At 68.6% G+C, this 22,576-nt stretch carries 22 protein-coding genes; 10 read left to right on the top strand and 12 right to left on the bottom strand.

Features of this window, described 5'->3' with window-relative positions:
- Positions 1 to 13: 13 nt before the first annotated feature.
- Together T8T98_RS10935 and T8T98_RS10930 are read right to left on the bottom strand one after the other, a co-directional pair.
- The gene (locus tag T8T98_RS10935; protein ID WP_322295672.1) at positions 14 to 283 is read right to left on the bottom strand and encodes a hypothetical protein; all 270 of its coding nucleotides are present in this window, start codon (positions 281 to 283) and stop codon (positions 14 to 16) included.
- Between the two features lie 169 nt (positions 284 to 452).
- Positions 453 to 3,329, bottom strand: coding sequence for a TonB-dependent receptor plug domain-containing protein (locus T8T98_RS10930; protein WP_251105178.1), 2,877 nt, complete (start codon positions 3,327 to 3,329; stop codon positions 453 to 455).
- A 292-nt stretch (positions 3,330 to 3,621) separates the two neighbouring features.
- Here T8T98_RS10930 and T8T98_RS10925 point away from each other — a divergent pair, with 292 nt between their 5' ends.
- The 4 genes from T8T98_RS10925 (at position 3,622) to T8T98_RS10910 (ending at position 7,234) form a co-directional block, all read left to right on the top strand.
- Complete coding sequence (locus tag T8T98_RS10925) at positions 3,622 to 4,794, top strand: acetyl-CoA C-acetyltransferase (RefSeq protein WP_251105179.1); 1,173 nt, start codon at positions 3,622 to 3,624, stop codon at positions 4,792 to 4,794.
- A gap of 95 nt (positions 4,795 to 4,889) precedes the next feature.
- On the top strand, positions 4,890 to 5,675 hold the full coding sequence (locus tag T8T98_RS10920) for an SDR family NAD(P)-dependent oxidoreductase (protein WP_160733830.1): 786 nt from the start codon (positions 4,890 to 4,892) through the stop codon (positions 5,673 to 5,675).
- A 160-nt stretch (positions 5,676 to 5,835) separates the two neighbouring features.
- Entirely contained in the window at positions 5,836 to 6,708 is an 873-nt protein-coding gene (locus tag T8T98_RS10915; RefSeq protein ID WP_251105180.1) for a crotonase/enoyl-CoA hydratase family protein, read from the top strand.
- A 40-nt stretch (positions 6,709 to 6,748) separates the two neighbouring features.
- Complete coding sequence (locus T8T98_RS10910) at positions 6,749 to 7,234, top strand: MarR family winged helix-turn-helix transcriptional regulator (protein ID WP_160733828.1); 486 nt, start codon at positions 6,749 to 6,751, stop codon at positions 7,232 to 7,234.
- Between the two features lie 33 nt (positions 7,235 to 7,267).
- Here the strand turns inward: T8T98_RS10910 and T8T98_RS10905 are convergent, their stop codons facing one another.
- The 7 genes from T8T98_RS10905 to T8T98_RS10875 all read right to left on the bottom strand — a co-directional run bounded on the left by T8T98_RS10905 (position 7,268) and on the right by T8T98_RS10875 (position 14,465).
- Positions 7,268 to 8,275, bottom strand: coding sequence for a type II secretion system F family protein (locus T8T98_RS10905; protein ID WP_160733827.1), 1,008 nt, complete (start codon positions 8,273 to 8,275; stop codon positions 7,268 to 7,270).
- A gap of 16 nt (positions 8,276 to 8,291) precedes the next feature.
- Positions 8,292 to 9,263: a type II secretion system F family protein gene (locus T8T98_RS10900; RefSeq protein ID WP_160733826.1), complete on the bottom strand. Its 972-nt coding sequence runs from the start codon at positions 9,261 to 9,263 to the stop codon at positions 8,292 to 8,294.
- A 64-nt stretch (positions 9,264 to 9,327) separates the two neighbouring features.
- Entirely contained in the window at positions 9,328 to 10,602 is a 1,275-nt protein-coding gene (locus T8T98_RS10895) for a pilus assembly protein CpaE (RefSeq protein ID WP_160733825.1), read from the bottom strand.
- Between the two features lie 2 nt (positions 10,603 to 10,604).
- The gene (locus T8T98_RS10890; protein WP_160733824.1) at positions 10,605 to 11,261 is read right to left on the bottom strand and encodes a CpaD family pilus assembly protein; all 657 of its coding nucleotides are present in this window, start codon (positions 11,259 to 11,261) and stop codon (positions 10,605 to 10,607) included.
- Between the two features lie 14 nt (positions 11,262 to 11,275).
- Positions 11,276 to 12,805, bottom strand: a complete 1,530-nt coding sequence (locus tag T8T98_RS10885) for a type II and III secretion system protein family protein (protein WP_160733823.1) — start codon at positions 12,803 to 12,805, stop codon at positions 11,276 to 11,278.
- A gap of 65 nt (positions 12,806 to 12,870) precedes the next feature.
- Positions 12,871 to 13,887 carry a Flp pilus assembly protein CpaB gene (gene cpaB / locus T8T98_RS10880; protein WP_160733822.1) on the bottom strand — a complete coding sequence of 339 codons (1,017 nt, stop codon included), beginning with the start codon at positions 13,885 to 13,887 and terminating at the stop codon, positions 12,871 to 12,873.
- An 86-nt stretch (positions 13,888 to 13,973) separates the two neighbouring features.
- Positions 13,974 to 14,465: an A24 family peptidase gene (locus T8T98_RS10875; protein ID WP_160733821.1), complete on the bottom strand. Its 492-nt coding sequence runs from the start codon at positions 14,463 to 14,465 to the stop codon at positions 13,974 to 13,976.
- Between the two features lie 165 nt (positions 14,466 to 14,630).
- Here T8T98_RS10875 and T8T98_RS10870 point away from each other — a divergent pair, with 165 nt between their 5' ends.
- The 3 genes from T8T98_RS10870 to T8T98_RS10860 all read left to right on the top strand — a co-directional run bounded on the left by T8T98_RS10870 (position 14,631) and on the right by T8T98_RS10860 (position 16,886).
- Positions 14,631 to 15,533, top strand: coding sequence for an alpha/beta fold hydrolase (locus T8T98_RS10870; protein WP_251105181.1), 903 nt, complete (start codon positions 14,631 to 14,633; stop codon positions 15,531 to 15,533).
- A 4-nt stretch (positions 15,534 to 15,537) separates the two neighbouring features.
- Positions 15,538 to 16,647 carry an NAD(P)/FAD-dependent oxidoreductase gene (locus tag T8T98_RS10865; RefSeq protein ID WP_251105182.1) on the top strand — a complete coding sequence of 370 codons (1,110 nt, stop codon included), beginning with the start codon at positions 15,538 to 15,540 and terminating at the stop codon, positions 16,645 to 16,647.
- Positions 16,648 to 16,709: 62 nt separating this feature from the next.
- Positions 16,710 to 16,886 carry a YegP family protein gene (locus tag T8T98_RS10860; RefSeq protein WP_160733818.1) on the top strand — a complete coding sequence of 59 codons (177 nt, stop codon included), beginning with the start codon at positions 16,710 to 16,712 and terminating at the stop codon, positions 16,884 to 16,886.
- Positions 16,887 to 16,898: 12 nt separating this feature from the next.
- On the opposite strand, the gene rnhA is transcribed toward T8T98_RS10860, so the two are convergent.
- The 3 genes from rnhA to ispH are packed head-to-tail and all read right to left on the bottom strand — an operon-like array spanning position 16,899 to position 19,314.
- Positions 16,899 to 17,345, bottom strand: a complete 447-nt coding sequence (rnhA, locus tag T8T98_RS10855) for a ribonuclease HI (protein ID WP_160733817.1) — start codon at positions 17,343 to 17,345, stop codon at positions 16,899 to 16,901.
- 8 nt (positions 17,346 to 17,353) lie between these two features.
- A complete protein-coding gene (thrB, locus tag T8T98_RS10850) occupies positions 17,354 to 18,331 on the bottom strand; it encodes a homoserine kinase (RefSeq protein ID WP_251105183.1) in 978 nt (325 codons plus the stop codon).
- 8 nt (positions 18,332 to 18,339) lie between these two features.
- Positions 18,340 to 19,314 carry a 4-hydroxy-3-methylbut-2-enyl diphosphate reductase gene (ispH, locus tag T8T98_RS10845; RefSeq protein ID WP_251105184.1) on the bottom strand — a complete coding sequence of 325 codons (975 nt, stop codon included), beginning with the start codon at positions 19,312 to 19,314 and terminating at the stop codon, positions 18,340 to 18,342.
- 70 nt (positions 19,315 to 19,384) lie between these two features.
- On the opposite strand from ispH, the gene T8T98_RS10840 reads away from it, so the two are divergent.
- The 3 genes from T8T98_RS10840 to T8T98_RS10830 all read left to right on the top strand — a co-directional run bounded on the left by T8T98_RS10840 (position 19,385) and on the right by T8T98_RS10830 (position 22,575).
- Positions 19,385 to 20,038: a hypothetical protein gene (locus T8T98_RS10840; RefSeq protein ID WP_160733814.1), complete on the top strand. Its 654-nt coding sequence runs from the start codon at positions 19,385 to 19,387 to the stop codon at positions 20,036 to 20,038.
- Between the two features lie 72 nt (positions 20,039 to 20,110).
- The gene (gene argS, locus T8T98_RS10835; RefSeq protein ID WP_251105185.1) at positions 20,111 to 21,859 is read left to right on the top strand and encodes an arginine--tRNA ligase; all 1,749 of its coding nucleotides are present in this window, start codon (positions 20,111 to 20,113) and stop codon (positions 21,857 to 21,859) included.
- A 2-nt stretch (positions 21,860 to 21,861) separates the two neighbouring features.
- Positions 21,862 to 22,575, top strand: a complete 714-nt coding sequence (locus T8T98_RS10830) for an SPOR domain-containing protein (protein ID WP_251105186.1) — start codon at positions 21,862 to 21,864, stop codon at positions 22,573 to 22,575.
- Position 22,576: the final 1 nt, after the last annotated feature.

The following is a 22,576-nucleotide window of genomic DNA, read 5'->3' as shown; positions in this document are numbered from 1 at the left end:
GCCTGGGCGCGGATCACATCCCGGTTTCGCCCGCCGCGTCGAGCGTGCCTGCATCCTGCATCCCGGTCGCCATGGCGCGCCCCGACCGGCCCTGCGCTTCCCACTGGGCGAGCGTCATGCAGATGCGCTTGCGCTTGACCCGCGAGCCGGTGACCTTGACGCGGCGGCATTCCACCGTGTCGGGGCCCGGCTTTTCCTTCTCGGCTTCCTCGGTCGCGGCAGGGGCCGCCTGGGTGAGGATGGCGGGCGCGGCCACCGAGGCCGATGCAGGGGTGGCCAGCACTGCGGCGGCGGCTGCGGCTGCGGCGAGACAAGTCGAAATTCGCACGAAGTCCTCCCTCGAAAAGAATGAAGCAAGACATATCGGCGCGCCTTGCGCTTGTCACCCCGCCAAAAAAAGAAACGGCGGGCACGAGGCCCGCCGTTTCCGTTCTTCGTCGATCTGTATTCGATCAGAAGCGCAGGCGCGCAGTGACCGAGTAACGACGACCGAGGACGTCGTAGGTCGACGGATAGGTGTTGCCCGAGTTCTGGGCGGTCGTGCCGATGTACGAGCTGACGTTCGGCGGGCTCTTGTCGAACAGATTGAACACACCGAAGGTGACGTCCATGTTGTCGTTCACGTCGGCCCGCACGTTCAGGTCGAAGTAGTGGGCGGACGGGATCTCGAGGTAATCCTCGAGGATGCCGTCGGTCGACAGGATTTCCTCGTAGACGACCTTGTCGATCCAGCGCCACCGCAGCGAGATCGCGCCGAAATCGTCCAGGTTGGCGGTAACGCGCGCGTTGGCCGCCCACTCGGGAACGATTTCGCCGTTGAAGAAGCTGCAGTTCGAGCTGTACTGGCCCACGCACTCGCGGTTGATCGACGCCGGGCTGGCCTTGAACTTGATCTCGTCGACCCAGTTGAGGCCGAGATCGAAGTCCAGACCGCCGAAGCCGGTCGGCATGCCGTAAGTGATACGGGCGTCGACACCGCTCGTCTCGATCGTGCCCTGGTTGGTAAGACCAAGGAACAGGCCGGTCGTTTCACCGCCACCGTTGAGCGAGCCGTTGAGCGGGTTACGCCCGACGAGCGCGCATTCCGGGGCCGACGGGTTCGGCGAATTGCCGTCGGGGCCGAAGCACGGATCGAGGATGTCGTTCGTGGTCGGCGTGGTGATCGCGTCGGTGATCTTGATGTTGTAGTAGTCGGCCGTGATCACCAGGCGCGGAACGAAGCTCGGCGTGAGGACGACGCCGAGCGTGTAGCTCTTGGCCGTTTCGACGTCGAGATCGGGGTTGCCGCCGCTGGTCGCGTTGACCTGGCCCGCGGACGGGGCCGGGATCGAACCGATCGAACCGGCCGGCGCGCCCTGGGCGAGACAGATGCTGCGCAGGGTGGCGTCGTTGGCCGGCGCCGCGCCCTGGCAGGGGTCGGTCGCCAGCGTCGCCAGACCGGTCGTGACCGGCAGGAACAGCTCGGCGATGTTCGGCGAGCGGACCGCCTTCTGGTAGATGCCGCGGAACTTGAACCCGTCGACGGGCTCGATCGAACCGCCGGCCTTCCAGGTCAGGCTGGTGCCCGTGTTCGAGTAGTCCGAGTAACGCAGACCGGCCTCGATCGTGGCGTTGCGGATGAAGGAATCCTCGATCAGCGGGATGATGATCTCGCCGAAGACTTCCTTCACGTCGTAGCCGCCCGAGTAGCTCGGCGACGGCGCGCCGGTGCCGAGGACTTCGTCCTGCGTGCCGAACGAGACGTCCGAGATCTGCGACGCGGAATAGTCGCGGTACTCGGCGCCGATGGCGATGCCGATCGGCGTCTGGGCGCCCAGGAAGCCTTCTTCCGTCAGGTCGCCGCTGATGCTGCCGCTGACCACGGCGAGCGAGGTCGACACGGTGTTGCCGGCCGGCTGGTTGATGAACGCCACGGTTTCGGGCGAGATCGACTGGCCGTCGCCGAACAGGTTGATCGGGACGCAGCCGTTCGACGGATCCGCGCAGGTATTGGCGTCGGTCGCGCGCAGCGCCTGCTGAACGCGGGACTTGAGGCCCCAGTTCATGTTGCGCTGGTTACGATCGGATTCGCCGTAGGTCCCGTAGACGTCGTACTCGAGCAGCGAGGTCAGGTTGCCGCGAACGCCGGCCCAGACCTGGAACTGGTTGGTCGTGTAGTCGGTCTGACGCGGACCCATCTCGACGAGACGGCGATTGATCGTCGTCGGCACTTCCATGTAGTCCGGATCGTTCGGATCCGCGGCCGCGCCGGCCGCCGCACAGGTCGCCGCGTCGATGTCGTTCTCGGCGCAGATGCTGTTGCGGATCGAGTCGGTCAGGAACGGGTTGTTCAGCGGGAACTGGTAGGCATCGCCGAACAGGCCCGACGGCGCGAGCTGCAGCTGGACCGTCGCCTTGGTGAACATGCCCTTGGTGTAGAGCTCGACACCGTCGGTCACTTCGTAGTTCGCCGTCGCGAAGACGTTGAAACGCTCCAGCGGGGTCTGGAAGTAGTTGAACGGCGCGAAGTTGAACGTGTTGTAGGTCGGAACCAGGTCGCCCGTGTCGGGATCGTACTGGTCTCCGTTGATCCGGGTCGGGACCGAGGTGCCCGAACCGATTTCCTGGCCGCCGACGAACAGGGTCTTGCGCGAAATCTCGCGGTCGCCCTGCAGGACGGGGTTCACGTTCTGGTAGCCGAGGCTGAGGGCAACGTTGCCGCGGCCGTCATCGAAGCCGGCGCCCAGCGTCACGTCGGTGCGGAAACGACGGCCGTCGCCGCGTTCCGTGATGCCCATGGTGCTGGAGACTTCGGCACCCTGGAAATCGTTCTTCAGGACGAAGTTGGCCACGCCCGCGATCGCGTCCGCGCCGTAGACCGACGAGGCACCGCCGGTGACGACTTCGACACGCTCGACCAGGGCAACGGGGATGATGTTGAGGTCGGTCGTGCTGGTCAGCGTGCTGGGCACGACGCGCGTGCCGTCGAGCAGGACGAGGTTGCGGTTGGTGCCGAGGCCGCGCAGGTTCAGCGCCGCGAAGCCGCCGCTGCCGTTGTTGACGTTGTTGCCGAAGCCGGGAACCACGCCGGGCAGGTCGACCAGCAGTTCTTCCGCGTTGGTCGCCTGGTCGATCGCGATGTCGTCGGCCGAAACGACCTGGACCGGGCTCGACTGTTCGAGGTTCGGGTTGGCAATGCGCGAACCGGTGACGACGATCGTCGGCCCGGTGACGGCCGCGGAGGCCGTGCCTTCGCCCTCGGCGTCCTGCGCGAACGCCGGGGCGCTCGCCAGGGCAAGACCGAGCGCCACGGGCGCTGCACTGGCCTTGAGAATGGTTGAATTCTTCATGAGATCTCTATCCCCTTTGGATCCGCCCTCTATCGAGGGCTTCATTTTGTGCCGGGGCGAGGATGCAGGCTGCACGCCCGCCCCGCTGCGGCTAGGGATGCGCCAGCTTGCCCTTCCCCGCAAATCCAAATGGCCGCGCCTGTCAAAGATTGGCCACGCATGTCGCCATTTTGCAACAATCGGAAAGTCGCGCTTTTCCGCGCGTGTCCGGGGCGGCGGCGGGGCGGGGCCGCTTGACCGTGTCCTTTTTGCTGCGTAACCGGTGGCAAAACGAAACCTGAGGGGAAGAGCCATGGCAGAAGCCTATATCGTCGATGCGGTGCGAACGGCCGGGGGGCGGCGCGGCGGGCGACTCGCCGGGGTCCATCCGGTGGACCTGGCGGCGAAATCGCTCGATGCGCTGGTTTCGCGCACCGGGATCGATCCGGCCAGCGTGGACGATGTCGTCATGGGATGCGTCAGCCAGGCGGGCGAACAGTCGATGCACGTCGGCCGCAACGCGGTGCTGGCATCGAAGACCCTGCCGCAATCGACCCCCGCGGTGACGATCGACCGGCAATGCGGGTCGAGCCAGCAGGCGATCCAGTTCGCCGCCCAGGCGGTGATGAGCGGGACGCAGGATATCGTGATCGCCAGCGGCGTTGAAAGCATGAGCCGGGTGCCGATGGGCTCCACCGCGACATTTCACATGAAGGAAGGGCTGGGCACCTACAAGTCGCCGGGGCTGGAAGAGAAGTATCCCGGTGTGATGTGGTCGCAGTTCATGGGCGCCGAGATGATCGTGAACAAGCACGGTTTGACCAAGGACGACCTCGACCGTTTCGCGCTCGAAAGCCATCGCAAGGCGATCGCCGCGACCGAGGGCGGCGCGTTCGAGGCGGAGATCGTCCCGGTCGAGATCGAGACGGCCGAGGGCACCGAGATGCACACGGTGGACGAGGGCATCCGGTTCGACGCGACGCTGGAAAGCATCGCCTCGGTCAAGCTGCTGAGCGAGAAGGGCACGATCACCGCCGCGACCTCCAGCCAGATCTGCGACGGGTCGAGCGCGGCCCTGATCGTTTCGGAAAAAGTGCTGAAGGAACAGGGCCTGACCCCGCTGGCGCGGATCGTGAACCTGACCGTCACCGCCGGCGACCCGGTGATCATGCTGGAAGAACCGCTGTTCGCGACCGACAGGGCGCTGCAGCGCGCGGGTATGACGATCGACCGGATCGACCTGTTCGAGGTGAACGAGGCCTTCGCCCCGGTGCCGCTCGCCTGGCTGAAGCATACCGGCGCCGACCCGGAAAGGCTCAACGTCAACGGCGGCGCGATCGCCCTCGGCCACCCGCTGGGCGCCAGCGGGACCAAGCTGATGGCGACGCTGGTCCACGCGCTGAAGGCGCGGGGCAAGCGTTATGGCCTGCAGACGATGTGCGAAGGCGGCGGCGTCGCCAACGTCACGATCGTCGAGGCGCTTTGACCCTGGCGCCGGCCGCGGCATAAGCGCGGCGGGTTTTCGGACACTATCGCACGATGCCCCTGCCTCCCGCGGGGGATCAGGAAGAGGATGAAGCAATGGAAGTCAGCAGCAATACCCCCGCAGTCGTGACCGGCGGCGCATCGGGCCTGGGCGAGGCGACCGCGCGCGCGCTCGCCGCGAAAGGCGCCAAGGTCGCGATCTTCGACTTGCAGGAGGAGAAGGGGAAGAAAGTGGCCGAGGAAATCGGCGGCGTCTTCTGCGAATGCAACGTCACCGACGAAGCCTCTGTCGATGCGGCGTTCGCCAAGGCGCGCGAGGCACACGGCCAGGAACGCATCCTGGTCAACTGCGCCGGGGTGGGCAACGCGATCAAGACCGCCAAGCGCGACAAGCAGACGGGCGAGATCAGCCACTTCCCGCTCGACGCCTTCAACTGGGTGATCCAGATCAACCTGGTCGGGACGTTCCGCTGCATCGCGAAGTCGGCGGCCGGGATGATGACGCTCGACCCGCTCGGCGAAGACGGCGATCGCGGCGCGATCGTCAACACCGCCAGCGTCGCGGGTGAAGACGGGCAGATCGGCCAGGCGGCCTATTCCGCGTCGAAGGGCGGGGTGATCGGCATGACCCTGCCGATCGCGCGCGACCTGATGGGCGAGGGCATTCGCGTCAACACGATCCTGCCGGGCATCTTCAACACCCCGTTGATGAACGCCGCGCCGCCGCAGGTGAAGGAAGCCCTGGCGGCCTCGGTCCCGTTCCCCAAGCGGCTCGGCTACCCGGAAGAATATGCCACGCTGGCGATGTGCATGATCGAGAACGGCTATTTCAACGGCGAGGACGTGCGCCTCGACGGGGCGATCCGCATGGCCCCGCGTTGACCGCTTTCCTACAGCGTCCCGGCTGCGTTATAGTGGCGGGATGACCACAATTGGCGCCCCCGACCCGGTTCGTATTTGCGCCGGTTCGGGGGCGCCCGTTTTTTGGGCCAGGACAGTGTAACATGTGGTCCATGTCTCACCGTTGCCGAGGGAGAAGGCGATGAGCGGCTATAGCCAGATCGCACTCGACATCGACGAGGGGATCGCGACGATCACGCTCGACCGGTCGGCGCGATTGAACGCCTTCACGCGCACGATGATGGGCGAGATCATCGACGCGATGGACGCGATCGACGCCGACGACGCGGTGCGGGCGGTGATCTTCACCGGCGCGGGCGATCGCGCGTTCTGCGCCGGGGCGGACCTCGCGCCCGAAGACGGGGCGAAGCCCTTCGCCGCCGAACAGGCGGTGGAAGACCTTTCGGACCCGGTCGTGCGCGACGGGGGCGGGCGCCTCGCGCTGCGCCTGTTCAACGCGACCAAGCCGCTGATCGCGGCCTGCAACGGCGCCGCGGTGGGCGTGGGGGCGACGATGCAGCTGCCGATGGACATCCGCCTCGCCGCCGAGACCGCGCGCTACGGCTTCGTCTTCGTGCGGCGCGGGATCGTGCCCGAAGCCTGTTCGAGCTGGTTCCTGCCCCGGCTGGTGGGGATGCAGCAGGCGCTCGAATGGACTTATACCGGGCGCATCTTCGACGCGCAGGAGGCGCTGGCCGCGGGCCTGGTGCGCTCGGTCCACCCGGCGGACAAGCTGCTGGGCGAGGCGCGTGCGCTGGCGCACGAGATCGCGCGCGGCACCTCGGCCGTCTCGGTCGCGCTGACCCGGGCGATGATGTGGCGCCTCTCGGCCGCGGAGCACCCGATGCACGCGCACCGGGTGGACAGCCGGGCGATCTACTCGATGGCCCGCACCGCCGACGCGGCCGAAGGCGTGGCGAGCTTCCTCGGGAAACGGCCGCCGGAGTTCCCGCTGAAGCCGTCGCGCGACATGCCGGCGTTCTACCCGTGGTGGGACGAGCCCGAATATCGCTAGCCGGCTTGCCAAGGCGACCGGTTGCCTTAGAAACCATCCGATGACTTCCACGGCCCGCCCGACCAAGCTCGACGAGTTCCTGCCCTACCAGCTTTCGATCGCCTCGAACGCGGCCAGCAACCGCATTGCGGAGGTCTACCGCAACCAGTTCGACCTGCGGATTCCCGAATGGCGGATCATGGCGGTTCTGGGCGATGCCGGTTCGGCGACGCAGCGCGACCTGGCGGAGCGCACGGTGATGGACAAGGTGGCCGTCAACCGCGCCTGCCGCAGCCTGGAAGAACGCGGGCTGCTGGAACGCGAGCCGAACGCGACCGACGGCCGCTCGCACCACCTCGCGCTGACCGGGGAAGGGCGGGCCACCTACGACCGGATCATGCCGCTGGCGCGGGAGATGGAACAGCGCCTCTTCGCCGCCTTCACGGCCGAAGAGCGCGCGACATTCAGCCGGATGCTCTCGCGCGTGCGCGACCGGGCGGGACAGCTCGATCCCGATACCGACTTCGGCGATCCGGGCGCCGGCTGACCGCCGCCCGCGCGCCGCAAGCCGGCCGCGCGCTCAGCGCCCGGGGTTGGAGGCGAAGGCGTCGCTGATCGAGCAGGCCGCCGGACCCAGGATCACGATGAACAGCACCGGCAGGATGAACATGATCAGCGGAACCGTCATGATCGCCGGCAGGCGCGCCGCCTTCTCTTCCGCCCGCATCATGCGCTCGTTGCGGAACTCCGCCGAAAGCACGCGCAGGGCGGAGGCGAGCGGGGTGCCGTACCGTTCGGTCTGCACCATCGTCGTCACCACGCCGCGCATCGATTCCAGGTCCACGCGATAGGCGAGGTTCTCGAACGCCATCTTGCGCTCGGTCAGGAACGACAGCTCGATCGCGGTCAGCGCGAACTCGTCGCCCAGCTCGGGATAGGCCCGGCCCAGTTCCTTGGCCACGCGGTTGAAGGCCGTGTCCACGGTCAGCCCGGCCTCGGCACAGATGACCAGCAGGTCGAGCGCGTCGGGCAGGCCCTTGCGAATCGCGTCGGTGCGCTTGGTGGCCTTGTTCTTCAGGAAGATTTCCGGCCCCTTGTACCCCAGGATCAGCAGGGCGGCCATCGCGCCGAAGCGCTGCATCGGGCCCCAGTCGGGGAAGTAGTTGACGAGGTAGATCGTCAGGAAACCGAGCCCGCCCAGCACGAGCGGCAGGATGATGCGCCCGGCGATGACGTAGACCGCCAGTTCCTTGTTGCGATAGCCGGCGTGGGCCAGCAGCTGCTGGATCCCCTCGATCTGGCTCTGCTGGAGGACCTTCATCCCCTCCAGCGTGTCCTTGACCCGCTCGGTCCCCTCGGACTTGCGGACCAGGCTCTGGCGCTTGCGCGCGTTGGCCTTGACGATGCCCGCTTTCAGCTCGTCGCGCCGCGCGTTGAGCGCGCGCACGCGGCGCACCATCGGGTCCTTCACGGTGACGGCGGCATAGATCGCGAACATCATCGCGACGGCGGCGATCCCGGCGAGGATCGAGCCGACGAGGATGACGTCGACGCCGAGGAGCGTGGGGCCGGGAGGCGTATCGGGCATGTCCTGTCGTCCTCGCTCAGATCTCGAAGCTGACCATCTTGGCCATGATGAACCCGCCGATCGACATCCACACCAGGCCGCCCAGGCCGGTGACGATCAGGCGCTCGTCTTCGAAGAAGCCGCCGACATAGCCGGGGTTGATCCACCAGATCATGGCGAAGACGAGAAACGGAAGCGCGCCGACGATATAGGCCGAAGCCTTCGATTCAGAGCTCATCGCGCGGATCTTGAGCTTCATCTGCGCCCGCTTGCGCAGCACGTCGGCGAGGTTGGAAAGCGTTTCGGCGAGATTGCCGCCGGTCTCGCGCTGGATCGCCAGCGCGATGCAGAAGAAGTTGAACTCTGGGATCGCCAGCCGGTCGGCGGTGTCCTGCAGCGCGTCTTCCATCGTCCGGCCGATCTTGATCCGCTCGACGACGCCCTTGAACTCGACGCCGACCGGGCCGGGGACCTCCTGCGCCACGACCTGCAGCGTCTCGGTGACCGGCAGGCCCGACCGCAACCCGCGAACGAGCAGTTCGATCGCGTCGGGGAAGCGGGCGTTGAAGGCATTTGTGCGCCGCTTGATGAAATGGCCGACGACGAGGTGCGGCAGGCCCGCGCCCACGAGCAGGCCGAGGCCGAGCGAGAGGAGCGGGGCGCCCGAGCGGAGATAGACGATCACCGCCACTGCCAGCGCCAGGCCGAACGAGGCGTAGAAGTACTGGGCGACCGACCATTTCTGGCCCGTGCGGTCGAGCCGCAGGGCCAGGGCCTCGATCCGCGACGTCGAGCCGGCGACCTTGTGGACGGTCGGCTTGCGCGCGGCGATGGCCTTCTTCAGCTGCGATTCGACCTTGGTGTCGGTGCTTTCCGAATGGCGGAACCGCAGCGCCTCCATGCGCCGCTGCGCCTCTTTCGCGGCCGAGGGACCGGACACCAGCATATAGCCGATGACCATCAAGGCCATGAGCCCGCATCCGACCAGCAGAAGCTGGATGATATTCATGCGCCTGTCCTGCCTTTCCCTGCCACTCGCGCCGGCCGCGGCCGGCGCACCGGGCAGCCCCGGATCATTCGGCCGGGGCCGCGACCTTCCTGTCCTTCTTCGCCAGCAGCGACTTGAGGTCGAAGCTGCCGAGGAGCGACTTCTTCGCCGGCTCGTCGTCCAGCGCGCTCTCGTCGCTCGCGCCGATCACCTGGTCGGCCACGCGGCGCAGGGTCGCGCCGGCCTTGCTCGAGCGGTTCGCGTCGACGAACGTCTGGCCCAGCTTGGCCGCGTTGGCCGCACCCTTCGCGTCGAAGGGGACGGTGAAGTCGATCGCGCGTTCGATCGAGGCCTCGAAATCGGCCTTGCTGATCTCCGTAACGCCCGGCTGGACCTTGTTCGCCACGACGATCGTCTGCGCGTGGGCGGCATTGGTCTTCAGCCACGAGAGGATGCGGATCGTGTCGCGGGCGGAGGCCAGCGTCATCTCGGTCGCCAGGACGACGACGTTCACTTCCGCCAGCAGGTGGGGGAAGTTGATCAACATGTTGCGCGGCAGGTCGATCACCGTCATCTCGAACGCCTGGCGGAACTCTTCCTCCAGCTGGACGAAGGCCGATCCGTCGGTCATCAGCGGCGCGTTGATCGGCGCCTCTGCCGAAAGGATCGCGAGGTTGTCGTTCGCGCGGATCATCGCGCGTTCGATGAACAGGCCGTCGATCCGGCTCGGGCTGTCGATCGCGTCGGTCAGGCCGCGACCGGGTTCCAGGTCGAGCGCGAGCGCGCCGGTCCCGAAATGCACGTCGAGGTCGAACAGCGCGGTCGGCAGGGCGTGGTCGGTGCTGAACAGCCAGGCGAGCGAGGTCGCGAGGGTCGATGCCCCGACGCCGCCGCGCGTGCCGACGACCGCGGTCGAGATATGGCGCTTGGCCGCCGCCGGGTCGCTCGTGCGCGGGGCGGCGAACACTGCCTGGGCATGGTTGAGCGCATCGCGCAGCTGCCCGGCGGAGAGCGGCTTGAGCAGGTAGTCGTGGATGCCGCTGGCCAGCAGGTCGCGGTAAAGCCGCACGTCGTTGACCTGGCCGATCGCGATCACGACCGTGCCCGGCTCGCATACTTCGGCCAGGGCGTTGATGTCGTTCAGCGGGTCGCCGCTTTCCGACAGGTCCACCATCAGGATGTTCGGGCTGGCCGTTACCGACAGCGACTGCACGGCGTTGCGAAGGCCGCCGCGCGCGCATTTTTCCGGCTGCCAGCCCATTTCGACCACGATCGGGCGCAGGACGTCGAGCGCGGCCTCGTCGCACAGGAATGCAGCGAAGGGGTCGCGGTTGCCGCTGGGTTTCCAGGGTGCATTCATCGTCAGTTTCCTCCGTTCCCGGCGCCGGTGCCCGCGGCCGGCAGCCCGCCTTCGCCGGTCGGGGCCTTCTCGCGGTAGCTGCTGATCGCCTTGCTCGAGCTCATGACCACCGTTTCCCCGGTGCCGGTCTGGCCGCTGATCAGGTCTTCGGGATTGGCGACCATGGCGGCCATGTTGCTGTTGACCGCGCAGCCGTAGTTCGGGTGCGTCGCGTTGGTGTAGTTCATGTCCGACTTGGCCGACCAGTCCGGGCATCCCGGGACTTCGGCGATCGAGCGGGTTACCACCACGCGCACGCTGCCGGGGGCGACGTGGCCCACCGTCACCGGCGCGCCTTCGCTCAGCAGGATGCCGTGGCGCGCGGCGAGGTTGGCAATCGCCTCGCGCGTGGCGCCGCCGGCCGAAGGACCGTCGATCGCGACCCGGTCGCCGTAGCGCAGGTCGACGGTCTCGAACCAGTCGGCCAGGCGCTGCTGCTCGGAAATCGGCAGGCCGCCGGGGCCGGCATGGACGTCGAGCGTGTAGTTCGTGCGCTCCACCACCGCCTGCTTGGTCGAATAGAGGCTCGCGTTGCGGGGCATTCCGCCGCAGGCCGCGAGCGACAGGCCCAGCGAGATGGCGAGCGCGCCCGCGAATGTACGATTGATGGCCTTGGGCATCGTGTTCACCTTTCTCACTTCAGGCTGAAGCCGGGCGCCGCGCCGCCGGCGCTGCGCTGGCGGTTGCCGGACGCGCCGGGCAGGACCGCCTGCGGATCGATCCGCGACACGTCGGGCTGCGGCGCATCGCGTTCGACCGTGGTCGGCGCGGGGCGGCGCTGGCCGCTGACGCCGGCGTTTTCCTGGTACCCGAACAGGCCGGCGGCCTCGTTCGGCGCGTGGAACCCGTCGGTCGGCAGGCGGATGTCGTTCGCGTCGACCGGGTTCACGAGGTAGGGGGTAACCACGATGACCAGCTCGGTCTCGCCCTTGCGGAACGAGCGCGAGCGGAACAGGTTGCCCAGGATCGGCACGTCGCCGAGGCCGGGGGCCTTGTCGATCGTGCTGTTCGCGCTGTTGCTCATCAGGCCGGCGATCATGAAGCTCTGGCCGGAGCCGAGTTCCACCGTCGTTTCGGCGCGGCGGATGGTCAGCGCGGGGATCTGGAACCCTTCCAGCGTCACCGCGCCCTGGCTCGACAGCTCGGACACCTCGGGCCGCACCCGGATCGATATCCGGCCATTGGCGAGCACCGTCGGCGTATAGGCCAGGCTGACGCCGAACTTGCGGAATTCGACCGCGGTCGTACCCAGCCCCTGGCTGATCGGGATCGGGAACTCGCCGCCGGCGAGGAACTCGGCCGTTTCGCCCGAGAGCGCGGTCAGGTTGGGCTGCGACAGGGTGGTCAGCAGGCCGTTGCGTTCGGCGAGGTCGAGCGCACCGGCGAGATCGAGGCCGAGGAACTGGCCCATCCCGGCGATCGTGGTCCCGCCGTCGATCCCGGTGACGACGCTGGTGCCCTCGGTCGCCTCGGTCACGCCGGTGAAGACCCCGCCGCCCGGCGCATATTGCGGGAAGGGCGAACGGCCGGTGGTCACGCCGAACTTGAACCCGCTCGAACCGTCGAACGAGGCCAGGTTGGCGCCGATCGCCCGGACGAGCGAACGGCTGACTTCGGCAAAGCGGACCTGCAGGTTGACCTGCAGCGGCGTTGCCATCTTCAGCCGGCTGATCACGTTCATTTCCTCGCCCACGAAAGCCTGGACGAGGCGCTCGGCCTCGGCCGCGTCTTCGGGCGCGGCGACGGTGCCGGTCAGCAGCACGGTATTGGTGCCCATCGTGGCGACCGAGATCTGCGCCTCGGGCATCGCCAGGGTCAGCATCTGCGGAATCGAGTCGATGTTCGATCCCACGCGCACGTTGGCCGACCAGATGATGTCGCCGGCCGCGTTGCTGGCGTAGATCGTGGTCTCGCCGCCGGCCTTGCCGAAGACGTAGAGCTGGCGGCGCGACTTGACCTGGACGTCGGCGATCGATTCGTCGGCGACGAAGACGTCGGCCATCGCGCCGGGCACGCTGATCAGCTCGCCCCGGCCGATCGACAGCACGACCGTCTGGGTCGGGCGGGCGACGACCTGGGCCTGGGCCGCGGGGATGGACAGGGCGCCCACCGGGGCCAGTGCGGCCCCGGCGAACAGGGCAGTTGCGAAAAGGCGGCGTTTCATGGTCTTGCCTTTCGATTGCGTGCCGCGGACACGGCAGGCGGAACGGGTGCTGGGCCGGCGCATGGTCACTTCGTCCCCACCGGGACTTCGACCGTGTCCTTGCCGCGGGTCACGCGGACCACGGGGCCGCTCGGCGCCGGGGCGCGATCGGCGCGGTTGTCGCCGATGGCGCGCGGGACCGCGGCGACCGTCGGGGCGGAGGGGCGCGTGCTGGGCATCGAGGACCGCTGGAAGCGCGATACGTCGCCGCCGGTCACGTAAGTGCTGCCCTGGTCGATCGGCCGGGCCATCGCCTCGGCCAGCAGCTTTTCCTCTTCCTCCGGCGTCGCGTCGTCGGGCACCTTGATGTCGCCCGCGGCGATCGCGCGTTCGAGTTCGGACTGGCTGTCGGCGATCGAGCGCAGCGAGAGGCTGAGCGTGCCGATCGTCTGCGCGACGGCGACTTTCTCGGCGATCTTGGGCGTCACCTCGAGGGTGACGGTGCGGAAGGCGCGCACGACCGTCTTGCCGTCGACCGTTTCCTGGGTCGTGGACTGGTCGGTCGCGAGGACGCGCAGGTTGCGCAGGATGGTTTCGGATGCCTTGAGCGACTGGCCGTCGTCGCCCTTGACCGCCTGGGTCAGGACGAGGTCCACCCGGTCGCCCGGGAAGACGAAGCCGGCTACGCCGGTCTTGGCCGAGACGGGGACGGTCACCGCCCGCATCCCCGGGCCGAGCGCGGCGGCGAGGAAGCCGCTGTCGCCCGGGCTGACCAGCGAGCCCTGGGTCACCGGCTCGCCGGCCGTGATCGGGTGCCGCACGACCGTGCCGAGCAGCTTGGTAATGTCCGATTCGCCATCGAGGAAATAGGCGTCCTGCACCAGCTCTTCGGGCCACATCTGGAAGCCGAGAGCATCGGCGGTGATGATCGTGCCGGTCGGCAGCGCGCGCTGGGCGACCAGGACCTTGGGCCCCTGCGGCACGGGCTGTGCCGCCTCGGCACGGGGCGCGGAGGCCCCGGCAAACATGCTGCGCGCCGCAAGCGCAGTGGCGATCGCGATGACCAGCGCGCCGAGCAGCAGAACCAGCTTCTTCCTATCCATGGCTTACCAAGCCCCCTCGTATTGCCCGCGGAAAGTGCGGGCGGATGTGCCGGTCGGCTCTAGCGGCCGACTGGTTAAGATCGGGTTCACCCCAAAATTCCCGTGAAATCAGTCCGCGGCAGGTAATGGGTGCACAGGACCCAGAGGCCGCCGAACGAGATCGCGACGCCATAGGGCACGGCCAGGCGGTCGCGCTGGCGCCGCATGACGTGCCATGCGCCCATGGCCACGGTGAGCACCCCGCCGGCCAGGGCCATGACGATCAACAGCTGGACGAAGATGCCCGGCTCTATCCACAGCGCCAGCGCGGTCAGCAGCTTCACGTCGCCGCCGCCCATCCATCCCAGCGCGAACAGGCCGGCGAGAACGGCGAAAACGGCCAGCGCGACGCCCAGCTGGATCGCGACGCCGGGCCACAGCGAGACGCCGCCGGCCCACCAGAACAGGGGCGCGGCCAGCGCGATTCCCAGGGTCAGCCAGTTGTCGATCTGGCGCCGGCGAATATCGGTGAACGCGGCGATAACCAGCGCGATTGCCAAGCCGGCAAGCAGTACGTAGTGGAAATGGCCTTCCGGCATCGAACCCCCCGATGGTGCCCCTTCGGCCTCGATGCTAGGGCCTAGCGCTTACCAAATAGTAACCACCCCCAGGAGGACGGCATTAGCCACGCTGACGAGGCCTCTTCCCACAGTGCCGGGATCGATCGCCGCGCCATTCCGGCCCACGCGGCCGAGGGGCGCTGGATGGCGCCCGACGAACATGCCATTCGCCGGATCGACTGGCCCGGTGCGGCCGGCGGGAAGCGCGGATCGATCCTGTTCCTTCCCGGGCGCGGCGACTGTTACGAGAAATATCTCGAGGCGCTGGAACAGTGGCACCGTGCCGGCTGGCGTGTGACGGCATCCGACTGGCGCGGCCAGGCAGGTTCGGGCCGCCTGGGCAACGACGCGGTGACGGGCCACGTCGACGACTTTTCCCGCTGGGTGGACGATCTCGCGCACTTGTGGCGGCTCTGGCGGGCGGAGACTCGCGGCCCCCATGTCCTGATCGGCCATTCGATGGGCGGCCACCTGGTCCTGCGCGCGCTGGCCGAAGGGCGGGTCGGGCCGGACGCGGTGGTGCTTTCGGCCCCGATGCTGGGCTTCTACGGCAGCGTGCTGCCGGTCAGCTGGATGCACCGCATTGCCGGCGCGATGAAGCGCTTCGGCGATCCGGCGCGGCCGGCCTGGAAATGGAGCGAGAAGCCGGGCGAAGTGCCCGTCACCCGGATCAACCTGCTGACCCACGACGCGGATCGTTACGCCGACGAGCTGTGGTGGCGCGAACGGCGGCCGGAGCTTGTCATGGGGCCGGGCAGCTGGGGCTGGGTCGAGCGCGCTTACGAATCGATGCGCGGGCTGGACGCGCCCGACGTGCTGGAAGCTATCGGCCAGCCGGTCCTCCTGCTCGGCACGACCAACGACAAGCTGGTGGACATGATCGCGATCGAGGCTGCCGCGCGGCGCCTGCCGGCAGGCGAACTGGTGCGGTTCGGCAACGAGGCGCGGCACGAGATCCTGCGCGAGGTCGATCCCGTTCGCGACCGCGCGATGGAAGCGATCGCCGCGTTCCTCGACCGCGCCGCACCGGCCGCGCGCGAAGGGTAGGGCAATGGCCGAACGGTTCGACATCGCCATTGTCGGCGGGGGAATGGCCGGGGCCAGCCTGGGGGCCGAACTCGCCCCCCACGCGCGGGTCGTGGTGCTGGAGGCGGAAGACCGGCCCGGGTACCACGCCACCGGCCGCTCCGCCGCGTTCTGGGAAGAATGCTATGGCGGCCGCGGTATCGTCCCGCTGACGCTCGCATCCGGCGCGTACTTGCGCGAACGGGGCTTTCTCGCGCGGCGCGGCGCGCTCTACATCGGGCGCGAGGGGCAGCATGGCGAACTCGACGCCTTCATGGCGCGCTTCACCGACAGCGGGGCCACGCTGGAGCGGCTCGGGCGCGAAGGGGTCGCGGCGCAGGTGCCCGGCCTGCGCGACGGCTGGACCGGCGGCGTGTGGGAAGAAGCCTGCGCCGATATCGACGTGGCCGGGCTCCACGCCCATTACCTCGCCGAACTGCGGCGGGCAGGCGGCACGGTGGAACTGCGCGCGCGGGTGTCGCACGCCGTTCGCCGGGCGGGCGGCTGGACCGTCGCGACCGAGCGCGGCGCCCGGTTCGAAGCGGACCTGCTGATCGATGCGGCCGGGGCCTGGGCCGACGAAGTGGCGGAAATGGCGGGCGTCGCCGCGCTGGGCATCGCGCCGCTGCAACGCACCGTGGCGCAAGTGCGGGTCGATCCGCAGCCTTCGCCGGACCTGCCGTTGGTGCTCGACATCGGCGGCGCGTTCTACTTCAAGCCGGAGAACGGCCGCCTGTGGCTGAGCCCGCAGGACGAAACGCCATCGGCGCCGTGCGACACGGCGCCCGGAGAACTGGCCGTGGCCCAGGCCGTGGCCGCCTTGCAGGAGGTGGTCGACTGGCGGGTCGAGGCGGTCGAGCGCAAGTGGGCCGGGCTGCGCAGCTTCGCCCCCGACCGGCGGCCGGTCTACGGGTTCGACCCGGGCGACGGCGCGTTCTTCTGGTTCGCCGGGCAGGGCGGCTTCGGCATCCAGACCGCGCCGGCGGCGGCGCGCCTGGGCGCGCAACTCGTGCTGGGGCGCCCGCGCGACGCGATGACCGAGCGGCTGGACGCCGATCTCTATGCCCCCGCGCGTTTCGCGGCCGGCAGCGGGTAGCAATCGGGCTGACATTTGTTAGGGTGCCGGCCGGTTTTCACGGTTCGGGAGAATTTTCTGCGATGGCCCACCACTTCAAGATCAAGAAGAACAAGGCCGGCGAATTCGTCGCCTACTTCATGTACAATTCCGAAGCGATCTTCTGGACCGAGGGCTATTCCAGCAAGGCCAACGCCAAGAACGCGATCGAATCGATCAAGAAGAACGGGCCCGGCGCGGAAACCGTCGACGAAAGCTGACCGGCCGCCAGGCTATTCGCCTTCGCGGGCGATCCGGTCCGCCTCGTCGCTGGCGAGGCGGTCCACCCGCTCGTTTTCCGGATGGCCGTCGTGGCCCTTGACCCAGCGCCATTGCATGTCGTGGCGGGCCGCGGCCTCGATCAGCTCGTGCCACAGGTCGGCATTGCGGACGGGCTTCTTGCTGGCCGTCTTCCACCCGCGCCGCTGCCATCCCTCCACCCAGCGCGTGATCCCGTCGAGCACGTACTTGCTGTCGGAATAGAGCGTGACCCGGCACGGCTCGGTCAGGGCCTGAAGGCCGCGTATCGCCGCGGTCAGTTCCATCCGGTTGTTGGTCGTGTCGCTTTCGGCGCCGGCCAGCTCCTTTTCGTGCCGTCCCATGCGCAGCAAGGCAGCCCAGCCCCCGGGGCCGGGATTGCCCTTGCACGCGCCGTCGGTGAAGATCTCGACCTGTTTCATCGCCGCCGTCAATTGCCCGATCGGCCCTGCAGGTCAAAGGGGGCCATGCCCGCTTCGGCGTAAAACTGCACGCGCCGGGCGAAATCCATCGGGTCCTTGCGCGTCACCAGGGCATCGTCGGGCGTGTCCAGCCAGTCGAAGGCGCGCGTCGCGACGAAGCGCATGGCAGCTCCCCTGGCCAGCAGCGGCAGGGCGGCCCGTTCCTCTTCCGACAGCGGGCGCACCCGTTCGTATCCGGCGATCAGCGCCTGCCCGATCTCCTCCCGGTAATGCGCGCCGGTGGGATCGAACGCCCACGCCGCGTGGGTCACCGCCACGTCGTAGGCGGCGAAGTCGCGGCAGGCGAAATAGAAATCGATCAACCCGCCGACCCGATCGCCCAGCATCAGGACATTGTCGGGAAACAGGTCGGCGTGGATCACCGTTTCCGGCAGCCCCTGCGGCCAGCGGTCGAGCAGGTCGGGCATGTGCCGGGCGGTCAGCCCTGCCAGTTCCGGGTCGATCCGCGCGAGGTCCGCGCCGCACCTGTCGAACAGGGCCTGCCAGTCGCGCGGCCGCAAGTTGTTGGCGCGCGATCCGCGATAGCTTGCCGAGGCGATGTGCAACTGCCCCAGCGCCATGCCGACGGCGTGGGCCTGCTGCGCGGTCGGGCGATCGACCGAGACGCCGGGCAGGAACTCGATCAGGGCGATCGCCTTGCCGTCGAGCATGCGCCAGCCGCGCCCCTCGCGGTCGTGGATCGTGCGCGGCACCGGGCAGCCCGCGGCCGACAGGTGATCGAGCAGGCCGAGGAAGAACGGCAGGTCGTCCAGCTCGATCCGCCGTTCGTACATCGTCAGGATATAGCGCGCGCGATCGGTTTCGATCAGCCAGTTGCTGTTGGAAACGCCCTCGGCGATCCCCTTGGCCGAAACCAGCGTGCCGACGTCGTAATGGGCGATCAGCGCGGCCAGGTCTTCCGCGCCGAGGTGCGTGTAAACCGCCACGCGGGGCCTCAGTCCGCCAGCTGGCGCGGGAGCTTGAACACCATTTTCTCTTCCGCCGTCACGAGCGTGTGTTCTTCCACCGTGCGCCACTGCGACAGGCGGTCCACCACTTCGCGAACCAGGGTTTCGGGGGCGGAGGCACCGGCGGTCAGGCCGACGGTGCCGATGCCTTCCAGCCATTCGGGCTCGATATCGTCGGCGCGCTGGATCAGGCGGGCAGCGGTCCCGCATCGTTCGGCGACTTCGACCAGGCGGAGCGAATTGGACGAATTGGGCGCCCCGATCACCAGCACGAGATCGCTGTCGGGCGCGATCGCCTTGACCGCGGCCTGGCGGTTCGAGGTGGCGTAGCAGATATCTTCCGCGCGCGGGCCAACGATCTGGGGAAAGCGTTCCTGCAGCGCCGCGACGATGTTGCGCGTGTCCTCCACCGAAAGGGTGGTCTGCGTCAGGTAGGCAAGCGGTTCCTCGGTCGAGAAGGCCAGCCCGGCGACGTCGTCGATCGTTTCGACCAGCGTCATCGTGCCTTCGGGTACCTGGCCCATCGTTCCCACGACTTCGGGATGCCCCTTGTGGCCGATGAAGAGGATATGGCGCCCGGCCTCGATCTGGCGTTCCGCCTGCCGGTGCACCTTGCTGACCAGCGGACAGGTGGCGTCGAGATAGTCGAGCCCGCGCCGTTCGGCCTCCGCCGGGACGGCCTTGGGCACGCCGTGCGCGCTGAACACCACCGGTGCGCCGTCGGGCACGGCGTCCAGCTCTTCCACGAACACGGCGCCCTTGGCCTTCAGGCCATCGACGACATAGCGGTTGTGGACGATCTCGTGCCGCACGTAGACCGGCGGGCCGTACCGCTCCAGCGCGCGTTCGACGATCTCGATCGCGCGGTCCACCCCGGCGCAGAACCCGCGCGGCGCGGCGATCAGCAGGGTCAGCGCCGGCCGTTCGTCGGGGCGCGCAGCGGTCTGCAATGGGGCATTCATGTCCGCGCCTCTAGCGCTTTGCCGCTCGCGCCGCTAGGGCGGCGTCACTGGAATTCGAAGGAAGCCTTGCATGATCCCGAGCCGCCGCGCCTTAGCCCCCGTAGCTCTCGCCGCAGCCCTGGCGGCCTGTGCGGGGGAGGGTGACCTCGTCATCGACCAGGGCGTGGGCATTACCGCCGTGCGCACCCCGTGCCCCGCCGTCGGCGTGCCCGACTATACCGGCGACATCACGACCTTCCGCACGCCGGGCAGCCGCAACGCGGCCGACATCGACGTCACCGCCTCGATCACCAACTTGCGTTCCACCTGCAACGAGCAGGGGGGCGAGCGCATCTATAGCGAGGCGACGTTCGACGTTCTCGCCCGCCGTAGCGACACGCGCGAGGCGCGCCGGGTGGAACTGCCCTATTTCGCCACCGTCCTGCGCGGCGGTTCGGCGGTCCAGTCGAAGCGGCTGGGCACGGTGGTGATCGATTTCGCGCCGGGGCAGGAACGGGCACAGGCCCGCGCCGTCGCGGGCGCCTTCGTCGATCGCGCGGCGGCCACGCTGCCCGACGACATTCGCGAACGCATCACGCGCCGCCGTCGCGCGGGCGATCCCGACGCTGCGCTCGACCCGCTGGCCAACCCCGAAGTGCGCGCCGCGCTGAACCGTGCGACGTTCGAACTGCTCGTCGGCTTCCAGCTGACCGAGGAACAACTGGCCTACAACGCCACGCGCTAGCGGCGCCGTCATGGCGGCCGGGCAGGCGGCGCATGCTTGCGCTTTGCCCCATTTCGTCTAACCGCGCGGGCCATGTCGGATAGAAAGACCCTCCACGCCGCCTTCGCGGCGAAAGTCGATGCCGTTCTCGCCGCGCTGGAAGCCGAGGGGGTGCTGCCCGCCGGCGTTTCGCGCGCCAATGTCACCGTCGAGCCGCCGCGCGATGCGAGCCACGGCGACCTGGCGACCAATGCCGCGATGGTCCTGGCCAAACAGGCCGCGACGAACCCGCGCGCCCTTGCCGAAAGGATCGTCGAGCACCTGGGCCGGGACGCCCAGATCGAAAGCGCCGGCATCGCCGGCCCCGGTTTCATCAACATGCGGCTGGCCGATTCCGCCTGGCGGCGCGAGATCGGCGCGATCGCAGGGCTTGGCAGCGATTATGGCCGGTCCGCGATCGGCGCGGGCCAGCGGGTCAATATCGAATATGTCTCGGCCAACCCGACCGGCCCCATGCACATGGGGCATTGCCGCGGGGCCGTGGTCGGCGATGCCCTGGCGGCCCTGCTGGAATTCGCCGGGCACGAGGTCGTCCGCGAATACTACGTCAACGATGCTGGCGGGCAGGTGGACGTGCTCGCCCGTTCCGCCCACTTGCGCTATCGCGAGGCGCTGGGCGAGGACATCGGCGCGATCCCCGAAGGCCTCTATCCCGGCGACTACCTGAAGCCGGTGGGCGAGGCGCTGGCCGCCGAGTTCGGCGATGCCTACCGCGACCGGCCCGAAAGCGACTGGCTGCCGCTGTTCCGCGAGCGCGCGGTTGCCGAGATGATGGCGCTGATTCGCGCGGACCTCGCGCTGCTGGGCATTCATCACGACGTCTTCGCCTCGGAAGCCGAGCTGCAGCGTGCGGGGAAGCCCGAGGCGGCCGAGGCCTGGCTGCGCGAGCACGATCTCGTCTATGACGGCCTGCTCGAAGCGCCCAAGGGCAAGACGCCGGAAGACTGGGAGCCGGTCGAGCTGCCGCTGTTCCGTTCCACCCGGTTCGGCGACGACCAGGACCGCCCGATCCGCAAGAGCGACGGCAGCTGGACCTATTTCGGGGCGGACCTCGCCTATCACATGCAGAAGGCCGAAGGGGCCGACGCCCTGATCGACATCTGGGGCGCGGACCACGCGGGCACGGTCAAGCGGATCAAGGCGGCCGTCGCCGCGCTGAGCGAAGGCGCGGGCGGCAGGACGATCCCGTTCGACGTGAAGCTGGTCCAGATGGTCCAGCTCCTGCGCGGCGGCGAACCGGTGAAGATGTCGAAGCGCGCCGGCACTTTCGTCACGCTGGCCGACGTCGTGCGCGAAGTGGGCAAGGACGTCGTGCGTTTCACGATGCTGACGCGCAAGCCCGAGGCGCAGATGGACTTCGACTTCGCCAAGGTGGTCGAGGCGTCGAAGGACAACCCCGTCTTCTACGTGCAATATGCCCATGCCCGGATCAGCTCGACCTTGCGCAAGGGGGCGGCGGAGGGCGTGGTGCCCGCCCCGGACGCGCTCGACCGGCTGGGCGGCGAGGAGCTTGCCCTGGTCAAGCAGGCGGCCCAGTTCCCGCGCGTGGTCGAGGCCGCGGCCCAGGCGCGCGAGCCGCACCGGATCGCGTTCTTCCTTTACGACCTCGCGGCGGCGTTCCATGCCTACTGGAACCTCGGCAACGACGACCCGGCGAAGCGCTTCATCGTGGCACATGACAGCGAGCTGACCGCGGCGAGGCTTTTCCTCGCCGCGCAGATCGGGCAGGTAATACGCAATGGCCTGGCCCTGCTGGGGGTGGAGGCCGTGGAGGAGATGTGAGCATGGCGGGGCGCGACGGGGAATACGAGGGCGAAGAGCCGGCGGAAGATACCTGGGAAGAGGGCGAGGCCACCGACGACGGGCGGCTCGAACTCGACGAGGACGAACGCCTGCCCTGGCTCGAATCGGCCGATTACGAGGACGAGGAGCCGGGCGTCGATACCGGCCGTATCGTCGGTTTCGTCCTGGTGGCCCTGGTGGTGCTCGCCGCGCTCCTGGGGGGCGGGTGGTACCTGCTCAACCGCGACTCCGCGGGCGAAGCGGTCGCCGACGGCAGCACGATCGAGGCGCCCGAAGGCCCGTACAAGGAACGGCCCGAGAATCCCGGCGGCCGGATCGCGGAAGGCACCGGCGACATCGCGCCCGCGATCGGCGAAGGCGAAACCCGCGAAGGCCGCCTGGCCGAGAGCGAGCCTGCGCCCGCGGCGGCCGACGGCGAAGACGGCGATGGCGATAGCGGCGAAACGAACCAGGCCCCCGCCGGCGTCGGCGTGCAGGTCGGCGCGTTTTCCACCCGCGAGCTGGCGCAGCGGGGCTGGACCACGCTGACGCGCCAGACCGACGCGCTGAGCGGCGTGCGCCACCGGGTGGTGGAAGGGCAGGCCGATATCGGCAAGGTCTATCGCCTCCAGGCCGTCGCCGACGATGTCGCGGCCGCGAAGCGGCTGTGCGACGCCTTGCAGTCCGACGGGGTCGCCTGCCAGGTCAAGCGCTGAC

This window comes from Pelagerythrobacter marinus (assembly GCF_034375205.1).
Classification (GTDB): Bacteria; Pseudomonadota; Alphaproteobacteria; order Sphingomonadales; family Sphingomonadaceae; genus Pelagerythrobacter; species Pelagerythrobacter marinus.
Note: the sequence above shows the minus strand (reverse complement) of the source record. Positions and strands in the feature narration are given on the sequence as shown.